Origin of the sequence: Buttiauxella massiliensis (assembly GCF_902500225.1) — a bacterium.
GTDB classification, from domain to species: Bacteria; Pseudomonadota; Gammaproteobacteria; order Enterobacterales; family Enterobacteriaceae; genus Buttiauxella; species Buttiauxella massiliensis.
In genome coordinates this window covers 23,715-47,037 of record NZ_LR722655.1, presented here as the reverse complement: position 1 = coordinate 47,037, position 23,323 = coordinate 23,715, and the positions used below count along the sequence as shown (strand labels likewise).

Annotated in this window: 21 protein-coding genes and 1 other RNA gene; 10 read left to right on the top strand and 12 right to left on the bottom strand. The window is 50.8% G+C overall.

All coding sequences use genetic code 11. From position 1 onward, the window contains the following. Position 1: 1 nt before the first annotated feature. Genes GC128_RS13655 through GC128_RS13645 form a run of 3 tightly spaced genes read left to right on the top strand, consistent with a single transcriptional unit; the run spans position 2 to position 2,255 of the window. Positions 2 to 811, top strand: coding sequence for a MetQ/NlpA family ABC transporter substrate-binding protein (locus tag GC128_RS13655; protein WP_151994767.1), 810 nt, complete (start codon positions 2 to 4; stop codon positions 809 to 811). Beyond that, the gene (locus GC128_RS13650) at positions 808 to 1,599 is read left to right on the top strand and encodes a methionine ABC transporter ATP-binding protein (protein WP_151994766.1); all 792 of its coding nucleotides are present in this window, start codon (positions 808 to 810) and stop codon (positions 1,597 to 1,599) included. Before GC128_RS13655 ends, GC128_RS13650 begins: the two co-directional genes overlap by 4 nt. Continuing rightward, positions 1,584 to 2,255, top strand: a complete 672-nt coding sequence (locus GC128_RS13645) for a methionine ABC transporter permease (RefSeq protein WP_151994765.1) — start codon at positions 1,584 to 1,586, stop codon at positions 2,253 to 2,255. Before GC128_RS13650 ends, GC128_RS13645 begins: the two co-directional genes overlap by 16 nt. Before the next feature lie 51 nt (positions 2,256 to 2,306). Here the strand turns inward: GC128_RS13645 and GC128_RS13640 are convergent, their stop codons facing one another. Then, the gene (locus tag GC128_RS13640) at positions 2,307 to 3,677 is read right to left on the bottom strand and encodes a PTS transporter subunit EIIC (protein ID WP_151994764.1); all 1,371 of its coding nucleotides are present in this window, start codon (positions 3,675 to 3,677) and stop codon (positions 2,307 to 2,309) included. 304 nt (positions 3,678 to 3,981) lie between these two features. On the opposite strand from GC128_RS13640, the gene GC128_RS13635 reads away from it, so the two are divergent. Beyond that, a complete protein-coding gene (locus GC128_RS13635) occupies positions 3,982 to 5,181 on the top strand; it encodes an enolase C-terminal domain-like protein (protein ID WP_151994763.1) in 1,200 nt (399 codons plus the stop codon). On the opposite strand, the gene GC128_RS13630 is transcribed toward GC128_RS13635, so the two are convergent. Continuing rightward, positions 5,169 to 5,891: a GntR family transcriptional regulator gene (locus GC128_RS13630; protein ID WP_151994762.1), complete on the bottom strand. Its 723-nt coding sequence runs from the start codon at positions 5,889 to 5,891 to the stop codon at positions 5,169 to 5,171. The genes GC128_RS13635 and GC128_RS13630 overlap by 13 nt on opposite strands. A 145-nt stretch (positions 5,892 to 6,036) precedes the next feature. On the opposite strand from GC128_RS13630, the gene GC128_RS13625 reads away from it, so the two are divergent. Further along, entirely contained in the window at positions 6,037 to 7,608 is a 1,572-nt protein-coding gene (locus tag GC128_RS13625; protein ID WP_151994761.1) for an EAL domain-containing protein, read from the top strand. A 5-nt stretch (positions 7,609 to 7,613) separates the two neighbouring features. Here the strand turns inward: GC128_RS13625 and norR are convergent, their stop codons facing one another. Next, positions 7,614 to 9,128, bottom strand: a complete 1,515-nt coding sequence (gene norR, locus GC128_RS13620; protein WP_151994760.1) for a nitric oxide reductase transcriptional regulator NorR — start codon at positions 9,126 to 9,128, stop codon at positions 7,614 to 7,616. Positions 9,129 to 9,346: 218 nt separating this feature from the next. Here norR and norV point away from each other — a divergent pair, with 218 nt between their 5' ends. Together norV and norW are read left to right on the top strand one after the other, a co-directional pair. Next, positions 9,347 to 10,786, top strand: coding sequence for an anaerobic nitric oxide reductase flavorubredoxin (norV, locus tag GC128_RS13615; protein WP_151994759.1), 1,440 nt, complete (start codon positions 9,347 to 9,349; stop codon positions 10,784 to 10,786). After that, positions 10,783 to 11,916, top strand: coding sequence for an NADH:flavorubredoxin reductase NorW (norW, locus tag GC128_RS13610; protein WP_151994758.1), 1,134 nt, complete (start codon positions 10,783 to 10,785; stop codon positions 11,914 to 11,916). Before norV ends, norW begins: the two co-directional genes overlap by 4 nt. Positions 11,917 to 11,969: 53 nt before the next feature. On the opposite strand, the gene GC128_RS13605 is transcribed toward norW, so the two are convergent. From GC128_RS13605 to yczE, 3 genes are all read right to left on the bottom strand, one after another. Continuing rightward, positions 11,970 to 12,323 carry a DUF1428 domain-containing protein gene (locus GC128_RS13605; RefSeq protein ID WP_151994757.1) on the bottom strand — a complete coding sequence of 118 codons (354 nt, stop codon included), beginning with the start codon at positions 12,321 to 12,323 and terminating at the stop codon, positions 11,970 to 11,972. A 96-nt stretch (positions 12,324 to 12,419) separates the two neighbouring features. After that, positions 12,420 to 13,238, bottom strand: coding sequence for a GNAT family N-acetyltransferase (locus GC128_RS13600; protein ID WP_151994756.1), 819 nt, complete (start codon positions 13,236 to 13,238; stop codon positions 12,420 to 12,422). 34 nt (positions 13,239 to 13,272) lie between these two features. Beyond that, positions 13,273 to 13,887 (bottom strand): membrane protein YczE, encoded by a 615-nt coding sequence (yczE, locus tag GC128_RS13595; protein ID WP_151994888.1) that lies wholly within the window; start codon positions 13,885 to 13,887, stop codon positions 13,273 to 13,275. A gap of 90 nt (positions 13,888 to 13,977) precedes the next feature. Here yczE and yczR point away from each other — a divergent pair, with 90 nt between their 5' ends. Next, positions 13,978 to 15,408, top strand: coding sequence for a MocR-like transcription factor YczR (yczR, locus tag GC128_RS13590; RefSeq protein ID WP_151994755.1), 1,431 nt, complete (start codon positions 13,978 to 13,980; stop codon positions 15,406 to 15,408). 77 nt (positions 15,409 to 15,485) lie between these two features. On the opposite strand, the gene ffs is transcribed toward yczR, so the two are convergent. Continuing rightward, positions 15,486 to 15,582, bottom strand: an RNA gene (gene ffs, locus GC128_RS13585) — signal recognition particle sRNA small type. A 171-nt stretch (positions 15,583 to 15,753) separates the two neighbouring features. Here ffs and GC128_RS13580 point away from each other — a divergent pair. Then, positions 15,754 to 16,062 carry an MGMT family protein gene (locus tag GC128_RS13580; protein ID WP_151994754.1) on the top strand — a complete coding sequence of 103 codons (309 nt, stop codon included), beginning with the start codon at positions 15,754 to 15,756 and terminating at the stop codon, positions 16,060 to 16,062. A 34-nt stretch (positions 16,063 to 16,096) separates the two neighbouring features. Here the strand turns inward: GC128_RS13580 and GC128_RS13575 are convergent, their stop codons facing one another. Further along, on the bottom strand, positions 16,097 to 16,672 hold the full coding sequence (locus tag GC128_RS13575; protein WP_151994753.1) for a YbaY family lipoprotein: 576 nt from the start codon (positions 16,670 to 16,672) through the stop codon (positions 16,097 to 16,099). A 214-nt stretch (positions 16,673 to 16,886) separates the two neighbouring features. Here GC128_RS13575 and tesB point away from each other — a divergent pair, with 214 nt between their 5' ends. Then, entirely contained in the window at positions 16,887 to 17,747 is an 861-nt protein-coding gene (tesB, locus tag GC128_RS13570; RefSeq protein ID WP_151994752.1) for an acyl-CoA thioesterase II, read from the top strand. A 110-nt stretch (positions 17,748 to 17,857) separates the two neighbouring features. On the opposite strand, the gene amtB is transcribed toward tesB, so the two are convergent. From amtB to GC128_RS13550, 4 genes are all read right to left on the bottom strand, one after another. Further along, positions 17,858 to 19,144 carry an ammonium transporter AmtB gene (gene amtB, locus GC128_RS13565; RefSeq protein WP_151994751.1) on the bottom strand — a complete coding sequence of 429 codons (1,287 nt, stop codon included), beginning with the start codon at positions 19,142 to 19,144 and terminating at the stop codon, positions 17,858 to 17,860. Positions 19,145 to 19,175: 31 nt separating this feature from the next. Then, positions 19,176 to 19,514: a P-II family nitrogen regulator gene (glnK, locus tag GC128_RS13560; RefSeq protein ID WP_034458018.1), complete on the bottom strand. Its 339-nt coding sequence runs from the start codon at positions 19,512 to 19,514 to the stop codon at positions 19,176 to 19,178. A gap of 253 nt (positions 19,515 to 19,767) precedes the next feature. Beyond that, complete coding sequence (locus GC128_RS13555; RefSeq protein ID WP_151994887.1) at positions 19,768 to 21,546, bottom strand: SmdB family multidrug efflux ABC transporter permease/ATP-binding protein; 1,779 nt, start codon at positions 21,544 to 21,546, stop codon at positions 19,768 to 19,770. Beyond that, on the bottom strand, positions 21,539 to 23,317 hold the full coding sequence (locus tag GC128_RS13550; RefSeq protein ID WP_151994750.1) for a SmdA family multidrug ABC transporter permease/ATP-binding protein: 1,779 nt from the start codon (positions 23,315 to 23,317) through the stop codon (positions 21,539 to 21,541). Before GC128_RS13550 ends, GC128_RS13555 begins: the two co-directional genes overlap by 8 nt. Positions 23,318 to 23,323: the final 6 nt, after the last annotated feature.

Below are 23,323 nucleotides of genomic sequence, written 5' to 3'. Positions count from 1 at the left end.
CATGAAATATGCCTCTTTTAAACTGGCAGGGATCGCACTGTCTTTGACTCTGGCTTTCAGCGCTCAAGCAGCAGATACCTTACGCATTGCAGCAGATGCTGTACCACACGCAGAAATTCTGGCCTTTGTGCAGAAACTCGATCCTAATTTAAAGCTCAAAGTCATTGAGCTCAGTAACGGCGTAAATGCCAACGAACTGCTGGCCAACGGCGATGTGGACGCCAACTACTTCCAGCATGTTCCGTATTTACGCGACCAGGAGAAAGCGTTAGGTAAAAAATTCACCGTTGCCGCCACGGTTCACATCGAGCCACTGGGGATTTACTCACACAAATATAAAGACCTGAAAGCGGTGCCGGAAAACGCCACCATCGCCTTACCAAATAACGTCACCAACCTAAGTCGGGCACTCTATCTTTTGCAGGACAAAGGGCTTATCACCCTGAAACCTGAGTTTAAAGATGCCGCGCAAAACCAGGCGACACCGCGCGATATAGCCAGCAATCCTAAAAAGCTGAAGATTATTGAAATCGAAGCACCGCAACTGCCGCGTTCGCTGGATGATGTCGATTTAGCCGTGATTAATGGTAACTACGCATTGGAAGCTGGATTAACGCCGTCAAAAGATGCGCTGGGGTTGGAAAGTGCCACTCATAACCCGTATGCCAATATTCTGGTCACCAACCCAAATCTGGCAAACGACCCACGCATCAAGGAGCTGGCGAAAGATCTGCAATCACCGCAGGTTGCTGATTTTATTCGCAAGCGATTTAATGGCTCAGTGATCCCGGTTGCTACACCACAGTCATGATAACCCTAGAGCGGCTGAGCAAAGTGTATGCCGGAGGAGGCCAACCGGCACTGGATGATGTCTCACTGACTGTGCCAGACGGCGCAATCTACGGCATTCTCGGGCGCAGCGGCGCTGGAAAAAGCACCTTGATTCGCTGCCTTAATTTGTTGGAGCGGCCCACTTCGGGCCGCATTCTGATGCAAGGTGTCGATATCACCACTCTTAATAATCGCGAGTTGCGGGTACACCGCCAACGCACCGGAATGGTATTCCAACACTTCAACCTGATTCATGCGCGAAATGTGGCGGACAACATCGCCGTACCGTTAGAAATTGCAGGACTTCCCCGTGAAAAGCGTCAAAAACGCATCACTGAGCTACTCGAGTTAGTCGGCCTTAGCGATAAAGCACAGGCTTTTCCTTCTCAGCTATCCGGTGGGCAAAAACAGCGTGTGGGGATTGCTCGCGCGCTGGCTGCTCATCCTGATGTTCTGCTGTGTGATGAAGCAACCAGCGCATTAGATAGTGAAACTACCGCGTCCGTGCTGGCACTACTGAAAAATATTAACCATAAACTGGGTGTCACCATTGTGCTGATAACCCATCAACTTGAAGTCGTGAAAGCTATTTGCGACCACGCAGCATTGCTGGAAAACGGCAGGCTTATAGAAAGCGGCTCGTTGTCTGAATTACTGCTCATCCCCAGCTCCCGTCTGCGCCAGGCGTTACTCCCTGGAGATGCGGCCGAACAAGCATTCTTACGCCGTATCGGCGTGACAAGGAGTCTATTATGCGAAGTCGCCTAGACTGGGATGATTTATGGCCATTACTGTTAGATGGCTCACTGGATACACTATACATGGTAAGCCTCGCGGCACTCTTTACCGTGCTGATTGGATTGCCGTTGGGGGTGCTGTTATTCCTCACTCGCCGTGATGGAGTATTGCCCGCTCCGCTATTCAATCAGGTCATTGGTAGTGTCGTGAATATCGGTCGTTCACTGCCGTTTATTGTGCTGTTAATTGCGCTGATCCCCTTTACCCGCATAATTATCGGCACCACGTTAGGCAGCACAGCCGCAGTGGTTCCGATAACAATTGGCGCCTTCCCCTTCTTTGCGCGGGTAGTAGAAAACGCGTTAGATGAGGTCGATAAAGGTCGCATTGAGGCCATTTTATCCATGGGAGGAAATGTCTGGCATATCATCAGCAAAGTACTGCTACCCGAAGCGCTGCCTGCTCTGCTTGCAGGGATCACCCTTACCATCGTAATGCTAATCGGCTTTTCGTCGATGGCTGGTGTGATTGGCGGTGGCGGCTTGGGAGACCTCGCAATTCGCTACGGTTATCAGCGATTTAATGACCAGGTCATGGTTGGCACCGTTGTCATTCTGGTGGTGATGGTGCAATTAGTACAAAGTATTGGAGACCGTCTGGTGCGCCGCCTGGCGCACCGACGTTAATTTCGCAAACTTTCGGAGGGCGGATAAGCGCAAGCGTCATCCGCCAGTTTTTCAGGCTTTCTCGCGCACCAACAAAGTAGTCAGAGTAAATGATAATCCTAATGCCAGCGCCACTCCCATCAAAGCAAAGATAAAGTATGGCCCGATGTAAGCCGGCAGGCTGAAAATACTCGACAAAATATAGCCATACAAACGCACACCGAAGAAGGCAATAAATGCCGAGGCGATGGAGCTGGCAACCGTGGCGGCGATAAACGCTTTCTTGTAGCGCGTCAGAACACCAAACAGCGCAGGTTCGGTGATACCCAGTAATGCGGAAATAGCAGCAGGCAGAACCACCGATCTTTCTTCGCGAGATTTACTTTGCTTCCAGATGGCAAACGTTGATCCGGCAATCGCCATATTAGCCATAAACATCATTGGCATCAGCATGTCGTAGCCGCGGTCGGTAAAGTTTTGCAGCGCGATTGGTGTCATTGCATGGTGCATTCCGGTCAAAATCGCTACCGGGCGAATGGCCCCCACTACCAATCCGGCAAAACTTGCGGATACACCAAACAACCCCTCAATAAACCACGCCAATGCTTTACCCAGATAGATCCCCAACGGCCCGATCACCACCAGCGCAACTAACGCGGCGAGGAACAAAGTGAGCGTCGGAGTAAATACCGTTTTCAATACATCTGGCATAAACCGGTCCACCCATCGATGGATGTAGCTCAGGGCCAGAACAGAGAAAATCACCGGGATCACGCTTGAGGCGTAGTTAAATACCGAAACCGGTACCACGTTCAGAAAATAGAACGTATCGACAGCATTCGGCGCATGGCTTGCCAGTAACTTTGCTGCTTCGATAAGCGATGGATACATCAGGCAGGCCGCCACCGCTGCGGCCAGGTATTCATTAGTTTTAAAGATACGTGCCGCAGAGATAGCGAGGAAAAACGGTAAAAAATAGAACACGCCGCTGGCAATTAAATCGATGACAATTACCGTATCGCTTTTTGCCGAAACGAATTTAAGCGCAATCAAGCCTGCTAACAGACCTTTGATCATCCCGGCGCCAGCGATAGCGGGAACAATCGGCCCAAACACGCCCGATACGGTATCCATAAACATCGACACCAGGCTTTTACGGGCTTTCTTGTGAGTCGCGGGGGCAATTTGCTCACCAGATGTATCCAGCGCGCTGCTCAGCTGTTCGTACCAACTGTTCACCTGCGGGCCAATAATAATCTGGAATTGGTCACTCTGGATCTGCGCCCCTAATACACCGGGGATTTTTTTAATTTCGGACTGATCAATTTTATTCTCATCAATCAGAGAGAAGCGCAAGCGCGTCATACAGTGCCAGGCTTTGTTAATATTATCCGCACCACCTACAAGGTGAATAATATTATTAATGGCATCACGAGTCCCCATCTGTCGCTCCCAAAGAATTACTAATTATTATGTGTTGAATGCCTGAGATGGTAGAGAATCGAAAGAACCAAAACAAACCAATAAACTTTGAGCAACATCACAATTACTCCTAACAAAGGGCATTAAACACATCAAACTGACAAATTGGTATGGTTTTTAGGTCACATTCAACTATTTTACGGACCAATAAAAATAAGCAAAAATAATGGTTTACCCACATATAAAAATAAGGTGATAGTAAATAACAGAAGCCTTTAATTGATGAGTAAATGACCGCGATTGACAAGGTCTGTGGAGTAATCTCGTGCAACCAACCATTATTGAAAATATTGAATGTTTTATTACCCGCCCTGACCGTCACAACCTGATTACGGTGCGTGTCACCACCAATAAGGGTGTAATAGGTCATGGATGTGCGACCTTCCAGCAACGCCCCCTGGCGGTAAAAGTGATGGTCGATGAATATCTCAAACCACTGCTAATAGGGCGCGATGCCAATAACATTGAAGATCTGTGGCAGATGATGATGGTCAACGCTTACTGGCGCAACGGACCGGTTATCAATAACGCTATCGCAGGTGTCGATATGGCACTTTGGGATATTAAAGGCCAGCTGGCAGGAATGCCGCTATACCAACTTCTTGGCGGTAAATCGAAAGACGCTATCGCAGCATATAGCCACGCCGCCAGTGAAACGCTTGAAGGCTTGTATCTGGAAGTCGACAAACTTTTGGCACAAGGTTATCGCTATATTCGCTGTCAGTTAGGGTTTTATGGCGGAACACCTCAGGGGTTGCATGCCACAAAGATACCTACTCCCGGTGCCTACTACGATCAGGACGAATACATGGCCAATACTGTGGCAATGTTTAAGGCTCTGCGCGAAAAGTACGGCAACCAGTTCCATATACTTCACGATGTACATGAGCGTCTGTTCCCACAACAAGCGGTGCAATTGGCAAAAGCTCTTGAGCCATACCAGCCATGGTTTATCGAAGATATTTTACCGCCGCAACAAAGCGCCTGGCTTGAGCAGGTTCGCGCGCATTCTTCGGTTCCACTTGCTTTGGGGGAGCTATTTAATAACCCTGCCGAATGGCATGATTTGATTGTTAATCGCCGCATCGATTTTATCCGCTGCCATGTTTCGCAAATTGGTGGAATCACCCCTGCATTGAAGCTCGCTATTCTATGTCAGGCATTCGGTGTACGCCTGGCATGGCATGGCCCATCGGATATGACGCCAATTGGCGTAGCGGTAAATACCCATTTAAATATCCATCTGCACAATGCAGCGATTCAGGAATTTATTCCAAATAAACCAAATACCGAATCGGTCTTTCCAGGGAGCCCGGTTGCGGAGAAGGGCTATATTTATCCGCTTGAAAAACCGGGTATTGGCGTAGGTTTCGACCAACAAAGAGCGGAAACCTTCCCGGTGGAATATCGCCCACATGAGTGGACGCAAAGCCGCTTACCTAACGGAGCCATTCACACTCCCTGAATGCCCTGCCGCCAGGCCAAATTATCGTGGTTATAGGGGGTAACGTAGGTACAGGAATAATTGATATCAATGATATCGCTGATTTCAAAAACCCGTCCTCCTTCAAGAATTCCCCGGTTGATGATGTGCATCGCCGGGATACCTTTTTTACACTCCAGCAATACCGCCTGCTCTTTACTGACTGCTACCGCCTGATAACTGGTTAACAGGTGCGAAATCCGCAACCCTTTACTCAGCACATATTTTTGAATCGAGCGCTCGATGACCTGCTGGTTCAGATCTGGAAAATCCTGTACTGGCATGCGCGAAATCTCAATTTGTATCTTTTGATTTTCAACATAACGCAGGCGGCAAAATTGCCAAATGTAGTCCTCTTTACCCAGACCAAATACTTGCTGCTCTTCGCGATTGGGTAATTTCTTATGCAGATTAACCATGCGAAAAGCTATCTGGTCGAAATGCTTTTCGGTGATGGAGTTATAGACCAATGGGTTATTTCTGGCCTGCGGATTAATCCAAATCCCGGAGCCCTGAATAATCTCAATGACCCCAATGCTGACCAGCTTTTCCAGCGCTTTACGAATCGTGAAACGCGAGACATCATATTCCAATGCTAATTGGCGCTCAGGCGGTAATTTTCGCCTTTGGTTATCGTTGTGCTGATAAATTTTGCTCAACAGATCCTGAATAACAAACTCTTTTTTCTTCATTTATTGCTCACCAGTCACTCACTTTCACAGGTTATCCCACCGCATAGGCAGAGGAAAACATAACATCGCCTATTCATGTGAGATACACTGTTCTCGTCTATGAAAAACCATTATAAAAACTAACTTCTTAACTGGGTCTAAAAGAATGACATCCCGAAAGCTCATCAGCCTGGTAAGCGGTGTACTTATTTTGGCAGTTTTGCTACCCATTCTGTTAAGCATTTATCTCGCTCATCGTAATGCCGAACACGCATTTCACGATGAATTAGTAGAGTTTGCCGATCACGCTTTGCTTCGCACTGACAAGGTCATCGACCAGGCTGTTTCTGCGATTAATGATATTAACCGCTTTAATGACAATACATGTTCGCAAGCACACGCGGAAGCCATGCATCGTGTCGCTCTTGAATATCGCTACGTGCAAGAAGTGATGTTCCAGGAAGATGAGCATGTTTTGTGTACTTCACTGGAGTCCATTACTCGTAGTGCTACATTAGGTAAACCGGACCGTCAGGGTATTCATGGTTTTAACGCCTGGTATACCACTCCACCGATACCCGATTTTCAACGCAAGATGGTATATATCGGCAAGAAACCTCACCTTGCATTAATTGACCCAATGTCATTTATTGATGTTCTCCCCTTTGGTAATCACACGCTAAATATTGCGATGATTGGACTGCATAATAATCAGCTTATTGCCAGCAACAGTCGATATATTTCCGAGACATGGCACGAAGCGCTAGAAAAAGGTACGGACGAATTTCAGAGCAACGACAATTTCTATGTGATTCGCCGGGATAATAATCTTGGCCTGGCCATGATTGCCTGGGCGTCAATGGAACCCATGACGACCGCCTGGTATAAGCAATTGTTTATCTGGCTACCAGTAGGCTTAATCATAAGCCTCGTTGCTGGTGGACTCTTAATTCGTATTTTGCGTCGGTTGTTATCGCCTCGTAACAGGCTGATGGACGCTATCAAAAACAATGAATTTAGCGTGGTTTATCAACCTATTGTTCATCTTCAAAGCGGCGAAATTGTCGGCGCGGAAGCCTTAATTCGTTGGCAGCAACAAGATGGCTCAATGTTAAACCCGGATGTGTTTATCCCACTGGCGGAGCAAACCGGGTTGGTAACACAATTAACAGAGCTGGTCATTAAGCGCATTTTCCTCGAGTTGGGCGACTGGTTAAGCAAGCACCCTCACTATCATATTTCTGTGAACATGGGTGTTCAGGATGCCCGTAGCCTGCATATTCTTGATATTACTCGTCCGTACCTGGCACGTTATTCAGTTAATCCAAAACAAATAGCATTTGAGATTACTGAACGTGGATTTTCTGATCCGAAAATTACAGCACCGATTATCGCGCAATATCGAAATGCCGGGCATACCATCTATATTGATGATTTTGGAACCGGTTATTCCAGCCTGAGTTATTTACAAGATCTCGATGTTGATACCCTTAAAATAGATAAATCATTCGTCGATGCCCTCGAATATAAAAATGTCACTCCGCATATTATTGAAATGGCAAAGGCTCTGGGGATTTTGATGGTGGCCGAAGGCATTGAAACCCCCAGCCAGGCGGCATGGCTACGCAAACAGGGTGTGCAGTACGGACAGGGCTGGTTCTTCAGTAAAGCCCTGCCTAAAAATGAATTTATCGAGTGGGTAGCAAGCTCTTGTGTCAGGAAATCAAAAATCCCCTGAAAAAACTACTTCACACCGAGACGTTTCGCCAGGCGGTGTAAATTAGCAACATCTAACTGCAACTGCCGGGCACTCGCAGCCCAATTCCCCGCATTAGCCTCCAGCGTGCTGATAATAATCCGCCGCTGGAAATCATCAGTCGCCGTCCGTAAGTTATCGACCTCAGCCACGCGGGCAACAGCTGTACTAGCAGGTTTAGCTTCAGTATCTGTTAGTTGAAAATGTTGTGGTTCCAACCAGATTTCGCCATCTGGTTTACCGGAGCGCGCAAGCACAGTGGCGCGATAAAGAGCATGCTCCAGCTCGCGAATATTTCCAGGCCAGTCATATCGACGCAGTAATTCCCGAGCGCTATCCGTCAAGGCGACCTGTTTCAGCCCCATTTTTACGCGGCTTTGCTCGCAGAAAAACCCAGCTAATAGAGTGATGTCATCTCCGCGCTCACGTAGCGGTGGAACATGCAGTGGGAAGACGCTTAAACGATGGAATAGATCGGCACGAAAATCACCCGACAGTACCTGCTGCTTTAAGTCGCGATTGGTCGCCGCCAGCACCCGCACATTTACCCTTTGGCTGCTGTCATCGCCCACACGCTGAATATCGCCATACTGTAAAACTCGCAATAATTTTGCCTGTAACGTTAATGGCAGCTCCCCTATTTCATCAAGGAACAGCGTGCCGTTATCCGCCATTTCAAACTTTCCGGTTCGATGGTGAATCGCGCCGGTAAACGCCCCTTTGACGTGGCCGAACAGTTCACTTTCCGCCACGCTTTCCGGCAGAGCCGCGCAGTTCAGATACACCAGCGGATTCGCCGCCCGCGCCGATCCACTGTGAATGGCACGCGCCACCAGCTCTTTCCCAACACCCGTCTCCCCCGTTATCAGCACATTCAGGTCAGAACCGGCGACAATTTCGATCTCTTTCTTAAGCTGCATAATCCCAGTAGACAAGCCCACCATCTCGGCGCTGCTGGTTTTGCTCGTAATGGGAGTGGAGACAACCGCAGGCGTTTGATTTTCAAGCTGTTCCATCAGCAAGGCGTTATTCAAAGCACCTGCTGCCAACACGCTAATTAAGCGCAACTCTTCATCGCTGAAATGATCGAACTGCAAAGGGTCCATACCGTCCACTGTTAACGCGCCAATCAGGTTTTGGTCGGCAAATAGCGGCAGGCCGAGACAGGCATGGACTTTTAAATCGGTATGATCAGGAATGAGCCCATCGTAAGGATCGGGTAATTCGCTGTCCGCCGGGAAACGCACCACATCGCCTGCGCGCGCAATAGCTTCAAGACGTGGATGTTCATCCAGATCAAACCGCCGCCCGAGCACATCCTGCGCCAGGCCATCAATCGCCAGCGGGCGAAACTGCCGCGCTTCGTAACGCAACAACGCCGTGGCATCACCACCCAAAAGCTGGCGCAGCGTCCGAATCAAACGCGCGAAACGATCCTGATGAGAAATGCCGCTTTGCAGGTCAATGGCAATGTTGGCAAGGGAGGTAATTGAAAGGCTCATAGGCGGCTCCAGACGACGATTCGGCTAACTTAGCCCTTGGTAGTCATAAAGACAATCTAATTGTCAAAAAGACAAAATTTTTCATTGTCATTTTGACAAACGACAGTTTACAAAAAACATAAATAATCATATAAATCAATAAAATAAAAAGTTGGCATGGCGATTGTAATACATCAAATACGAGCATCGTTTTTTTAATTCTATTTGAGGTACTTTCAATGGCTATTCAGGTTAAAAACAATATCCAATGGGTCGGTCAACGTGACTGGGAAGTGCGTGATTTTCATGGCACCGAATATAAAACGCTGAAAGGCAGTAGCTATAACAGTTACCTGATTCGTGAAGAAAAGACGGTGCTGATTGATACGGTTGACCATAAGTTTAGCCGCGAATTTGTGCAAAATCTGGCGGCTGAAATTGACCTGAATACGCTGGATTACATCATCATTAACCACGCGGAAGAAGACCACGCGGGCGCGCTGACCGAGCTGATGTCGCGCATCCCAAACACGCCAATTTACTGCACTGCCAACGGCATCGATTCGATTAATGGCCACCACCATCACCCGGAGTGGAATTTCCACGTCGTGAAAACCGGCGACAGCCTGGATATCGGCAACGGCAAGCAGCTCATCTTCGTTGAAACGCCGATGCTGCACTGGCCGGACAGCATGATGACGTATATGACCGGCGACGCGGTGCTGTTCAGCAACGACGCCTTTGGTCAGCACTATTGCGATGAACATCTGTTTAACGATGAAGTCGACCAGGCTGAATTGTTCGAGCAGTGCCAGCGTTACTACGCCAACATTTTGACGCCGTTCAGCCGCCTGGTAACTCCCAAAATCACCGAAATTCTCGGCTTCAATCTGCCGGTAGATATGATTGCGACATCTCACGGTGTGGTATGGCGTGATAACCCAACACAAATCGTGGAGTTGTACTTAAAGTGGGCGGCTGATTATCAGGAAGATCGCATCACCATTTTCTACGACACCATGTCCAACAACACCCGCATGATGGCGGATGCAATTGCGCAAGGGATTGCCGAAGTCGATCCGCGCGTGGCGGTGAAAATCTTTAACGTCGCCCGCCATGATAAAAACGAAGTTCTGACCAACGTTTTCCGCTCCAAGGGCGTGCTGGTCGGCACATCAACGATGAATAACGTGATGATGCCGAAAATTGCCGGGCTGGTTGAGGAAATGACTGGGCTGCGTTTTCGCAATAAACGCGGCAGCGCGTTTGGCTCTCACGGCTGGAGCGGCGGCGCGGTTGACCGTCTTTCAACGCGCTTGCAGGATGCCGGTTTTGAAATGTCGCTGAGCCTGAAAGCGAAATGGCGTCCGGATATCGACGCGCTGGAAATCTGCCGCGAGCATGGGCGTGAAATCGCCCGTCAGTGGGCGTTAACGCCGCTGGTTTCTGCGTCAACGCCAGCGCTGCAAGAAAGCGTCGTTGAAAATCCAGGCTGCGCCGATTTAGGCCCGCGCATGCAGTGCAGCGTTTGCCAGTGGATTTACGACCCACAAACCGGCGAACCGATGCAGGATGTCGCGCCGGGAACACCGTGGAGCGAAGTCCCGGACAGCTTCCTGTGTCCTGAATGCTCGCTTGGGAAAGACGTCTTTGATGTGCTGGCAACGGAGGCAAAATGAATCATGGCATTGTGATAATCGGTTCGGGCTTTGCCGCCCGCCAACTGGTGAAAAATATCCGCAAACATGACGCGCAGGTGCCGGTGCGCATGATTGCCGCCGACAGCATGGACGAGTACAACAAGCCCGATCTCAGCCATGTTATCAGCCTGAATCAGCGTGCAGACGACCTCACCCGGCAGCGTGCCGGGGAGTTTGCCGAGCAGTTTAATTTAACGCTCAACGCCAACAGTTGGGTGTCGGAAATTAACACTCGCGAGCGCCTGGTAAAATGTGGCGATCAGCAATGGCCGTACGACAAACTGGTGCTGGCAACCGGTTCAAGCGCCCTGCTGCCGCCGATTGCAGGCAAAGAGTTGATGCTGACGCTCAACAGCCAACAAGAATATTTGGCCTGTGAAACGTCATTACATGATGCACGCCGCGTGATGATTCTGGGCGGTGGTTTGATTGGCACCGAACTGGCGATGGATTTTTGCCGCGCCGGGAAGCAGGTGATTTTGGTGGATAATGCCTCCAGCCTGCTCGCTTCGCTGATGCCTGCGGAAGTCAGCAGCCGCTTACAACAGCGCCTGAACCAGATGGGTGTCGAACTGCTGTTTAATCAGCGCCTTGAATCACTGAGCAAAACGCCACAGGGAATCAATGCGGCGTTGAGCAACGGGCGAATCGTCAATGTGGATGCTGTTGTGGCGGCGATTGGCCTGCATCCAAACGTCGGGCTGGCGCAACACACCGGGCTTGCGGTGAATCGCGGTATTCAGGTGAACCGCCAGTTGCAGACATCCGATGCGAATATTTACGCCCTTGGTGATTGCGCAGAAATCGACGGCAAAGTGCTGCCATTCCTGCAACCGATTCAGTTTAGCGCCATGACGCTGGCCAAAAATCTGCTCGGTGCCGCCGACGGCCTGAATCTCCCCGCGATGCTGGTGAAAGTGAAAACGCCGGAGCTGCCACTGCATCTGGCGGGTGAAACGCAACGTAATGATTTAGCCTGGCAAATCTGCGCCGAGCCGCAAGGTTTGATAGCCAAAGGCTATGACGAAGCGCAGCAGTTACGGGCGTTTATCGTCAGCGAAGCACACATGAAACTGGCGTTTGGATTATTGCGGGAATTGCAGTTGTAGCGGGAGTTCATGCGGGTGACGCTCGATATGATGTCAGCGCCGCCCGCGTGACGTTACTCGTCAAGAATTGGCGCAAAGCCGCCATAAATCATCCGTTTGCCATCGAACGGCATCGACTCGCCAAACTCTTTCATCCGTGGGTCATCCATCATTTTCGCATTTGCGGCATCGCGCACTTCTTTGGAGGGATATTCAATCCAGCTAAACACCACTTCTTCGCTCTCTTCGGCTTTCACCGCCATGCGAAAATCAGTGAGTTTGCCATCGGGCACATCGTCGGCCCAACATTCCACGACACGTAACGCACCAAACTCTTTAAACAACGGTGCGGCTTTTGCGGCTAAATGCTTGTATTCATCCTTTTTTGCTGCGGGTACAGCAACAACAAAACCATCAACATAATTCATTGTGAACCTCCACAGTGTGGGGAATACGGGTAGATAATTGCCACCCGTGATGATTACGATTGATAAGTTTAGTCGTTAAGAATGGACACTACCTGTTCATAATTTGAGCAGCATCTCATATTGGGTAATGGGATCCTGACGGTAGCCGCTGCTCAGATAAAGAGGTGCCAATTGCTCAGGGATAGCTGTTGCGGTAAATAATCCAGGAAAACGCTCACGTAATAGCGTAAGCAATTTTTTCGCCTGCCCTTTGCCACGTGCCATCGGGTCAACATAGAGCATCCGTAATCTGGGCTTAGGGGTTGTGGCAACCATTGCGTATGCAGTGTCATTGAGAACGAATGCTTTGCCCGGTAATTTATATAGCGTTTCAGGCGCGCTTAACCACGGCAGATTCAGGCTTTCGTCCATCATCATTTTTTTCGCCATCACTAGCGGGTCGATTTCCTGCAATTCGCCGGTTTCTGTAAACTGCGGCGACTGAATGGTATCAAACCCGACCAATGTCTGCTGGCGAACAAACCCCATACGTTCATACAGTGACACTCCATTCTCGTTGCCAACAATAACTTCCAGCCAAAAGTTACGGTCACCACGGGCTCGCGCACCATCAATTAACTCCTGCATGAACTGTTTGCCAAATCCCTGCCCACGCAATTCAGGACGAATCGCGAATGCAGCAAGGCGACAGCTCTGCCCACGCCGCGTGATGAGCGCCAGCGCTTTTGGCTCACCATTTTGCGTCCAGACTCGGCTGTCATTGAGACTGAGATCTTCAGCACTAAAACGTGACGCAAAAGTTTCACCATCAATAGTGAAAGGGACCAAATACCCTTCAAAACAGTGGGAAAGAATTTCAGCCAACTGATGGCTATTCCAGTGCGCCGCCGCGTTGCTGATTACCTTGCTATTCATCGCTACCTCATCCAATGGGGGTTTGGCTTCAACATTAGGGTACGACGGTCGGTTCAACCAGGTTTTTTTGTGCTCTGGGTACAATACGGAACCATGGTAAACAGATCTGGATAAGCGGGCCGATTGCCAGCGCGTACAACACCGTACCCACACCAAATGTGCCTCCCATCAGCCAACCGGCCAGTAAAACCGTCAACTCAATCGCTGTTCGCACACTACGCAAAGACCAGCCAGTACGGGCATTGATTCCAGTCATCAAGCCATCACGAGGGCCAGAGCCAAAACCCGCACCGATATACATTCCGGTCGCAATGGCATTCACCAAAATAGCGGCAAAGAGCAGGAAGCTTCGTGCCACCAATGACTCAATCGGCGGCATTAATGCCAATGCCGCATCAGCTGCAAGCCCCAAAACAATCACGTTGCTTATCGTCCCCAATCCAGGTTTCTGGCGCAGCGGAATCCACAGCAGCAACACCAGCGCGCCAACCACGATCATCACCATGCCAATATTCAAAGAGAAGATCCGCGCCACGCCGAGGTGAAACACGTTCCAGGGATCGGCCCCTAAATTGGCCCGCACGAACATCGCCGTGGAAACCCCATATAAAACCAGCCCGGTATACAGTTGCAGCAAGCGACGAGCGATCATGTTATTCACCTCAGAATTCTTTCGTGGCTTTACTTTCAACCAAAATGGATATGATATTAAGGTCCAGTTATCAAAAAGTGGATTGCTATGGCACAGCGCAGAACAGGCTCATCATCACTGGTAAAATTGCTGGGTAACTGGCATCAGGATTTACCGCGTACCGCGGTTTACCGGCAACTGGCAGATGGATTACGGTTGTTGATTCTGGATGGGCGACTGCCACTTGATAGCCGCCTGCCGGGCGAGCGTGAGTTGGCAATGGCCCTGGGCATTAGCCGAACTACAGTGGCAACTGCGCTGGCACAACTACGTGATGAGGGATATCTGGCAAGCCGCCAGGGTTCGGGTTCCGTCACTATGTTGCCTGAAGGCACGCAAACCGTTTCGCCATTACCTGGACGCACCACCACACTGGATCTTTCAACCGCAGCACTGTCTGCCGGGCCGGAAATTCATCAGGCTTATGCGAACGCCCTGATCGCGCTGCCGGAACATCTCGGCAGCACCGGATACAATCAACAAGGCTTGCCCGAATTACGTCAGGTGATTGCAAAGCGTTATGTCGAAAGAGGGTTGCCGACAACCGCTGAGCAAATCATGGTGGTCAATGGCGCGTTAAGCGGCTTTGGCCTGATTCTGCGGCTGCTGACGGGGCCTGGCGATCGCGTGGTTCTCGATAATCCCACTTACCCGATGGCACTTAGCGCAATCAAAGGTGCGTCGTGCCGCCCTGTTCCTGTGAGCCTGACCGAACACGGTTGGGACACCGAAGGATTAGCCGCCACCATTGCACAAACCTCGCCACGGCTGGCCTATTTGCTGGCAGATTTCCATAATCCCAGCGGGCTTTGTATGGATGCGCAAACCCGCGAGGCCATCGCAGAAATTGCCGCACGAACACGCACCACTATTGTGGCCGATGAAACCATGGTTGACCTGTGGTATGACGCTCCCCCGCCGCCACCGTTGGCCGCATTTGATCAGGCCGACAGGATTATCACGCTGGGTTCTGCGGGGAAAAGTTTTTGGGGCGGCCTGCGTTTAGGCTGGATACGCGCCGACTCACGCACGATTGCCTCGCTGATTCAAATTCGCGATTCCTTAGATTTAGGGTCTCCCATTCTTGAACAGCTTGCCGCCATCAATCTGTTTAATGAGGCCGAAAACTTCCAGCCGCAACGCCGCGAAATGCTACGTCAGCAACGTGATGCCTGTGCGGAAGTCGTTAAAGAATTATTCCCGGACTGGAAAATGACGGTGATACCACAAGGTGGTTTATCCTGGTGGATTGAACTGCCAAAACCACTGGCTACGGTTTTTGCGGCCAGTGCTGAGGCCATCGGCATTCGTATTGGTGCCGGGCCACGTTTTGGGTCAGAAGGCGCATTTGAGCGCTATTTACGGCTACCGTTCACACTAGAGCCTACGCAAATGCGTGCTGCACTTGAACGGTTACAACCTATTTGGGAACACCTGGCACAAACTGGAAGTTATACAGGGAGAGGGATGGTGGTCTAAGAAGTACACGGTTTTATATGATTAAAACGTTTGGAGGATTTAAGGCTGAATCTTTGATACCCAGAATTGGGTGGGGGCCCTGCCAGCTACATCCCGGCACACACGTCATCTGCTGCGGCTGCTTCCTTCCGGACCTGACCGAATTCACAAATTAGTGTTGCGGGAGAACCAACAGGGCCCCCATTGAGAGCGCTAGTTACCTAACGCGCTGGCGCATTATCCACGTTGCCCTATGCAATTGCAAGCAAGGTGCGGTCAGGTGTTGCTTTCTTGCGCACCCGCTGTTTTTCTTCCCTGTTTGATAACCGCCGATTATCCTAAACCCTGGCTGTTTTGGAGTTTGCTATGGACAACGATTCATTCCCGCAACGTGTTTACCAAATTATCGCCGCTATTCCGGAAGGGTTTGTCACAACGTACGGTGACGTAGCACGCCTGGCAGGTTCACCGCGTGCGGCAAGGCAAGTGGGAGGCGTACTCAAACGGTTACCCGAAGGCAGTAAGCTGCCCTGGCACCGAGTGGTCAATCGTCATGGACAGATATCTCTGACTGGCCCGGATTTGCAACGCCAACGGCAAGCCCTGCTTTCAGAAGGCATTATGGTTTCTGGAGATGGGTATATAGATATGGAACGTTATCGCTGGAATTACTAAAGAGCGCCTCCGCAGAGGCGCTTAGACATCACAATCAGAACTGCGTTGGCGCAGGAACCGCTGAGGAAGGGTTCACCTGAGTCGGTGATGTTAATGGCACTGTTGTTACCGCCCCGCCATTCGTCTGAACTGGAACCGCTGTTTGCTGAACTGGAACCAGTGTCAGATCCACTTTTGTTCCGCCCTGATTAACAGCCGGTTGAATGGTATCGGTGATAAACATCAGTTTATCGTTCACGGTAATGGCCGCACTCAGGATAATGCGCGCGTTCGGCTGAATATCAGCCGGGTTATACGGCAGCACAAAACTGAATGGCGACTGTTTCCCTTCGGTACGCACCGCTTTTTGCGCTAACACTTTTGACGGAGCATCCGCCAAAGAGGCATCAGACAACGTAACAGTGAGCACCGCATCAGGCGGCAATGCAACTTTTTGACGAATCCAGACCGTACCGGAAACGTTAGGCTGTCTAATATCAGACTGCGCCGTTGCCGCTGCCGATGAGGTCGTTGCAGCAGGTGCAGGCGTTGGGATATCAGCACTTTTCTGCGCGCATCCCGCCATTGCTAAGGCAATGGCTAAACCACTTAACGTGTGCACAAGTTTCATTGATTTGTTCTCCTTATTATCAATGCACCAGCAGGCCACGGGCCTACAAGTAATGAGTGGTTAAACATGCTTATCATGCTAAGTGTGGCACATATCACTGATTTCTGCCCAAAACCGAAACACATCATCAGGTCGGGCCAGCGGGTGGAGAATGTTGGAAACCTGTTATAATCAGGCCAATTGCACGATTTTATTTTTTTACTGAGGACACTTTATGAGTCAGGCGCTCAGCAATTTGTTGGCATTACTCAATCTGGAAAAGATTGAAGAAGGTATTTTTCGTGGCCAGAGCGAGGACTTAGGTTTACGTCAGGTATTCGGTGGACAAGTCGTTGGCCAGGCGTTATATGCCGCTAAAGAAACCGTGCCAGTTGACCGTCTTGTGCACTCATTCCACAGTTACTTTTTGCGCCCAGGCGATAGCCAAAAACCGATTGTTTATGATGTGGAAACTCTGCGCGACGGCAATAGTTTCAGTGCTCGGCGCGTGGCAGCGATTCAGAATGGCAAACCGATTTTCTACATGACAGCTTCTTTCCAGGCGCCCGAGCCGGGGTTTGAACATCAAAAAACCATGCCTACAGCCCCTGCCCCGGAAAATCTGAAATCTGAAACTGAAATTGCGATGGCTTTTGAGAAACTTCTACCTCAAACGCTTAAAGAAAAGTTCCTGTGTGAAAAGCCGCTGGAGATTCGCCCGGTGGTGTTCCATAACCCAATGCAGGGCCACGTCGATGAACCTGTACGCCAGGTGTGGATGCGGGCAAATGGTCAGATGCCAGCCGATTTGCGCATCCAACAATCTTTACTGGGTTATGCCTCAGACTTCAACTTCCTGCCAGTAGCCCTCCAGCCTCACGGCGTAGGTTTCCTGGAGCCGGGTATGCAAGTTGCCACCATCGATCACTCAATGTGGTTCCATCGTCCGTTCGATATGAATGACTGGTTACTGTATAGCGTGGAAAGTACGTCAGCTTCGAGCGCACGTGGTTTTGTACGCGGTGAGTTTTATTCACGCGATGGCGTTCTTGTGGCGTCAACGGTGCAGGAAGGCGTGATGCGCAAGCGCGGTTGAGATTGTGCCAGTTGACGCGAAACTGAACCGACTTTTGGTTTTGTCCGGGTTAATCTTGAAAGCATAAAAAAAGCGGAGCCTGTGCTCCGCTATTTTATTTAATGTCTTACTTATGCGTTGTAAGCATTTTCGCCGTGGCTGTTCACATCCAGACCTTCGCGCTCATGCTCTTCAGGTACACGCAGGCCCACAGTCAGGTCGGCAACTTTGAAGCCGATGAATGCGACTACCGCAGACCACAGAATCGTCACACCGATACTTTCTAACTGCACCAGTACTTGATGGCCCATAGTCACGCCTTCTGCGTAACCCACACCGCCAAGGGATGGAGCGGCGAAGATACCTGTCATGATGCAACCAACGATACCGCACACGCCATGGACTCCGAACACATCGCAAGGGTCATCTACACGCAGCCATTTTTTCAGCAGCGTCACGCCCCACAAGCCAGCCAGACCAGCAACGATACCGATAATCAATGCACCGCCGACACCAACATAACCACAGGCAGGAGTAATACCAACCAGACCTGCGATAGCACCGGAACATGCACCCAGCAAAGATGGTTTGCCGCGCAATGCCCACTCGCCAAATACCCAACCGAGTACCGCAGCCGCTGTTGCAACAACAGTATTCACAAAGGCCAATGCAGCAATTTCGTTAGCAGCGCTTGCAGAGCCTGCGTTGAAGCCGAACCAACCGAAATAGAGAATTGCTGTACCGGTAAATACCATCGGCAGGTTGTGCGGTTTGAAGGCTTCTTTACCATAACCCACACGTTTGCCAATCAGGTATGCACCCACCAGGCCTGCTACTGCGGCGTTGATGTGAACCACTGTACCACCTGCAAAGTCCATCGCACCGTGCGTTGCCAGCAGACCACCACCCCATACCATATGTGCAATCGGCAGGTATGAAAGCGTCAGCCAAATTACGACAAAGATAAGTACAGCCGAGAAGCGAATACGTTCAGCTAGTGCACCAACAATCAGGCCAACAGTGATACAGGCGAAGGAGCCCTGGAACGCAACATGAATATATTGGTAGAAAGAACCAGTCAGCGCGGTGAGCTGGATGTTCTTCAACATTACCCAATCGAAGTTACCGAAGAAGTTACCACCTGCACCGAAGGTTAATGAGTAGCCGTAAACCACCCACAGTACACAAACCAACGCAAACGTAACCGTAATCTGAGTCAGCATTGACAGCACATTTTTAGAGCGAATCAGGCCGCCGTAAAACAGTGCCAGCCCAGGAATTGTCATAAACAGCACCAATGCGGTGCTAATCATCATAAAGGCGTTGTCTGCTTTATCGACTACAGCCGGTGCCGCGAGGGCAATTGATGGCGCAAGTGCCAGGGCTACAACGCCTAAGATAGAGGCTAATTTTTTCATTTTTTCCATCCCTTCACGAGTGGCAAGACGATTACAGTGCAGCTTCGTCGGCTTCGCCGGTACGAATGCGGACGACTCGTTGCAACTCTGCAACGAAAATTTTGCCATCGCCGATCTTGCCGGTATAGGCAGCTTTGCTAATGACATCAATAACTTCATCGAGTTGATCATCGGCAATTGCCACATCAATTTTCACTTTAGGCAGGAAATTGACGCTGTACTCAGCACCGCGGTACAACTCTGCATGACCCTTTTGACGACCAAAGCCTTTCACTTCAGTCACGGTCAGCCCTTGAATACCGATTGAAGACAATGCTTCACGAACGTCTTCGAGTTTGAACGGTTTGATCACCACGGTAACCAGCTTCATAGATCCCCTCCAGTCAGAATTGGGTAATTGCCTCTGCGATACAAATTAGATAAAGCAAAGGTCATGCCAAATTTGAAAAAGAGGTTATTTCAGCGCGCTAAGCTGCGCCAAATGGGGATTTTCAGGAGTGAAATTACGATGACTGGGATTAAGAAAGTTCTTAGAGAATAAAAACGCACCATTTTAGTGCATGGTGCGTTTCGCTTCTGCACCAATGGTGATAACCATTGGCTTTATGCGTGATTTTGGTGCATTACGCGGTTGCGGGTTCTTCACGCGTGGCGGCGGCTAATTCTTCACCAGCCAGTTGCAGTTGGTACATTTGCCAGTAACGCCCTTGTGCAGCCAGCAATTCGCTATGTGTGCCACGCTCGACAGCTTGCCCGCGGTGCAGCACCAGAATCGTGTCGGCATCGGTAATAGTCGATAAGCGGTGCGCGATAACGACCAGCGTGGTGTGCTCACGGACGGCTGCCAGTGCTTGTTGGATTGCCTGCTCGGTGCCAGAGTCGATATTTGCGGTTGCTTCATCAAGGATCAGAATCTGCGGAGCATCCACCAGCACCCGAGCCAGCGCCAGTAGCTGTTTCTGGCCGACGGACAAATTATTACCCTGCTCGCCCAGCCGTGTATGAATTCCATCAGCCATGGTTCGAGCAAGGTCCGCAAGTTGCACCGTCTCCAGCGCTTGCCAGACGGCATCTTCGCTGATGTCACGCCCAAGCGTAACGTTGGCAAAGAAAGAATCAGCCAACACCACCGGGTCTTGCTGAACCATTGCAACACCCTGGCGCAGCACGCGATGACTCAAGGTATCAAGCGGGCGACCATCCAGGCGGATTTCACCGTTGGTGAGTGGGTAATAACCCATCAGCAAGTTGGCAAGAGTGCTTTTCCCACTGCCTGTGTGCCCCACCAGCGCCACAAAACTGCGCGCAGGAACATCCAGATTAATGTCCTGCAATACCAGGCGATCGCCGCGATAAGCAAAAGAGACATTATCGACTTCGATATGGCCGCTCTCAAGCGGGCGGTCGTCGTTGCCGTAATCCTGGCGCTTACCGTCCATTAGCTCAAATACTCGCTCACCTGCAACCACCGCCTGTTGCAGCATGGATTGTTGGGTGGTGAGTTCGATTAATGGCTCATTAAGACGCCCGAGGTAGTTGATAAAGGCGTACAGCACGCCGACTTCAATAGTGCCGACCGAGGTAAAACCAAATAGCATCAGCAAGCCACACAACACCATTGCAGAGAACAGGCTAAGCAACGGGCGCAGTAAAAAGCCATCAAGGCGCAGAGTCTGCATTCGCGCCATGTAGTGCGAGCGGCTCGCGGCATTCATACGCTCGCCAAAACGGGCCTGCTGGCGGAACTGCTGGATAACGCTCATGCCGTTGATGACTTCGTTGAAGCCATCGTTGATATCGGCCAGATAACTACGAACGCGGCGCACAATCGGGGTGCTGTATCGCTGATAAATAAACATCACGATAATCACTGCCGGGAAGATGCAAATCGCCACCGTCGCCATGCGCCAGTCGAGTGTGAACATCGCCACCAGCATCGCACCAATCAATGCAGCACTACGTAATACGGTGGCTACCACTGTCACGTAGAGATCGCGGATCACTTCGGTATCGTTAGTGACGCGCGAGATCAACTGCCCAACCGGTTGGGTATCAAAAGTGCTTAATGGCTGGCGTAGTGCTGCATCCATTACATCAGTACGTAATTTTTGCACTACGCCAACGGCTGCCTGGTTAAACAGCAATGCCTGCCAGTAGTGCAGGCCCGCGGCCGAAATCGACAGTAGCAAATACGCAGTCGCAAGCCCTGCCACAGCGGCAACCGGCAACCGATGTTCAGACACCATATTATCGATGAAATAACTCACCAGAATAGGACCAGTCACTTCAGCAGCCGCCGCAATCCACAGCATCACAACCGCTCCCGCGAGCGGTTTACGCCACGGTGAGCCGTAGGCCAGCAAGCGTTTGATAGTTGGCCACTGCTTGATTGCCTTACGCATTGGCGGATTCCTCGTCTGGCGTTGCTTCTGGCGCATCATCCAGCGCCGCTTCCAATTGTTGATAGCGATACATATCGCGATACCAACCAGGCTTACCCACCAGCGCATCGTGATTACCACGCTCCACCACCTGCCCGTGTTGCATTACCAGAATTTCACTGGCTTCGGTCAGCGCCGACAAACGGTGCGCACTGATGATAACCGTGCGGTTTTCGCCCCACTGGCGCAGGTTATGAAGAATGTGGTGTTCTGTACGCCCATCAACTGCAGAAAGTGCATCATCGAGAATTAAAATTTCTGCATCGAGCAACAATGCTCGCGCAATCGAAAGACGCTGTTTCTGGCCACCGGAAAGCATCACGCCCCGCTCGCCGACCTCAGTTTCATAGCCTTGTGGCAGACGTAAAATATCTTCATGCACGCTGGCAAGCCTTGCGACATGTTCGATTTCGTCCTGCGTGGCCCCCGGCTTACCCAGCGCAATATTGCTGGCAACCGTGTCGGAGAACAGGAAAGGCGTCTGGTTGACTACCGCCAGGCGGCTACGCCATGAGTCGAGTTGCATCTGTGCCAGCGGGATCCCGTGGAAGCAAATCTCGCCCTGGTCGATATCAAAATGGCGCTGGATAAGCGACAGAATGGTAGTTTTCCCAGCTCCCGTTGGCCCGCACAGGCCAAGCATTTCGCCCGGTTTCAGGGTAAACGAAACGTTCTCAAGAGTCGGTCGTGCAGTTTGTGGGTAATGGAACGCCTGAATATTGGCTTCCACCGTGCCGCGCCCGGCAGGCGCTTCTAGCTCGCCATCTTTCACTGATGGCGCTTCCTCCAACATGCTGCGAATACGGCTGTACGCTGCGCTGCCACGCTCAACAATGTTGAACATCCACGCCAGCGCCAGCATCGGCCAAATCATCAGGCCGAGGTACATCACAAAGCTGGTGAGTTGCCCAAGCGTCAGCGTGCCCTGAATTACCATCCAACTGCCGCCGCCAATCGCAAGCAGGTTTGCTGTGCCAATAGTGATATAAATCGTTGGGTCAAAACGCGCATCTACGCGGGCAACTTTCATATTCTTCGCACCGGCATCTTTTGCTTCAGCGGCAAACAACGCAGACTGCCTGTCTTCGAGCCCGAATGCTTTGATCATGCGGATGCTGGACAGGCTTTCCTGAGTGCGGTCATTGAGCGTGGAAAATGCAGCCTGTGCCAGTTTGAATCGCTGATGTAGCTGGTCGCCGTAACGTTTGATAACCAATGCCATAACCGGCATCGGCAATAGCGCAAGCAGCGTTAATTCCCAACTGATTTGCGTCGACATCACAATCAACACCGCGCAGCCCATCACGAGTGAATCCACCAGCGTTAATACGCCCTCACCAGCGGCAAATACCACACGGTCGACATCGTTTGTTGCGCGCGCCATTAAATCACCGGTGCGGTGACGCAGGTAAAATTCGGGGTGCTGGCGGCTCAGTTGACGGTAGTAATCTTCGCGCAGTTCAACGGCGAGTTGATAAGACGCACCGAATAACAGTACGCGCCAGACGTAACGCAGCATGTAGACAACCACCGCGATAACCAGCATGACGCCAATCCACATCAACACGTCGGTGCCTGAAAGCGTCTGTTGGGTAACACCATCGACAATCACGCCCACCAGTTTTGGCGGCACAAGCTGCAAGATGGCAATGATAATAAGCAAGGCAACCGCCCCGAGATAGCGTCGCCACTCACGGGTGAAGTACCAGCTTAATTGAGCAAATAATCGCACGCAGTC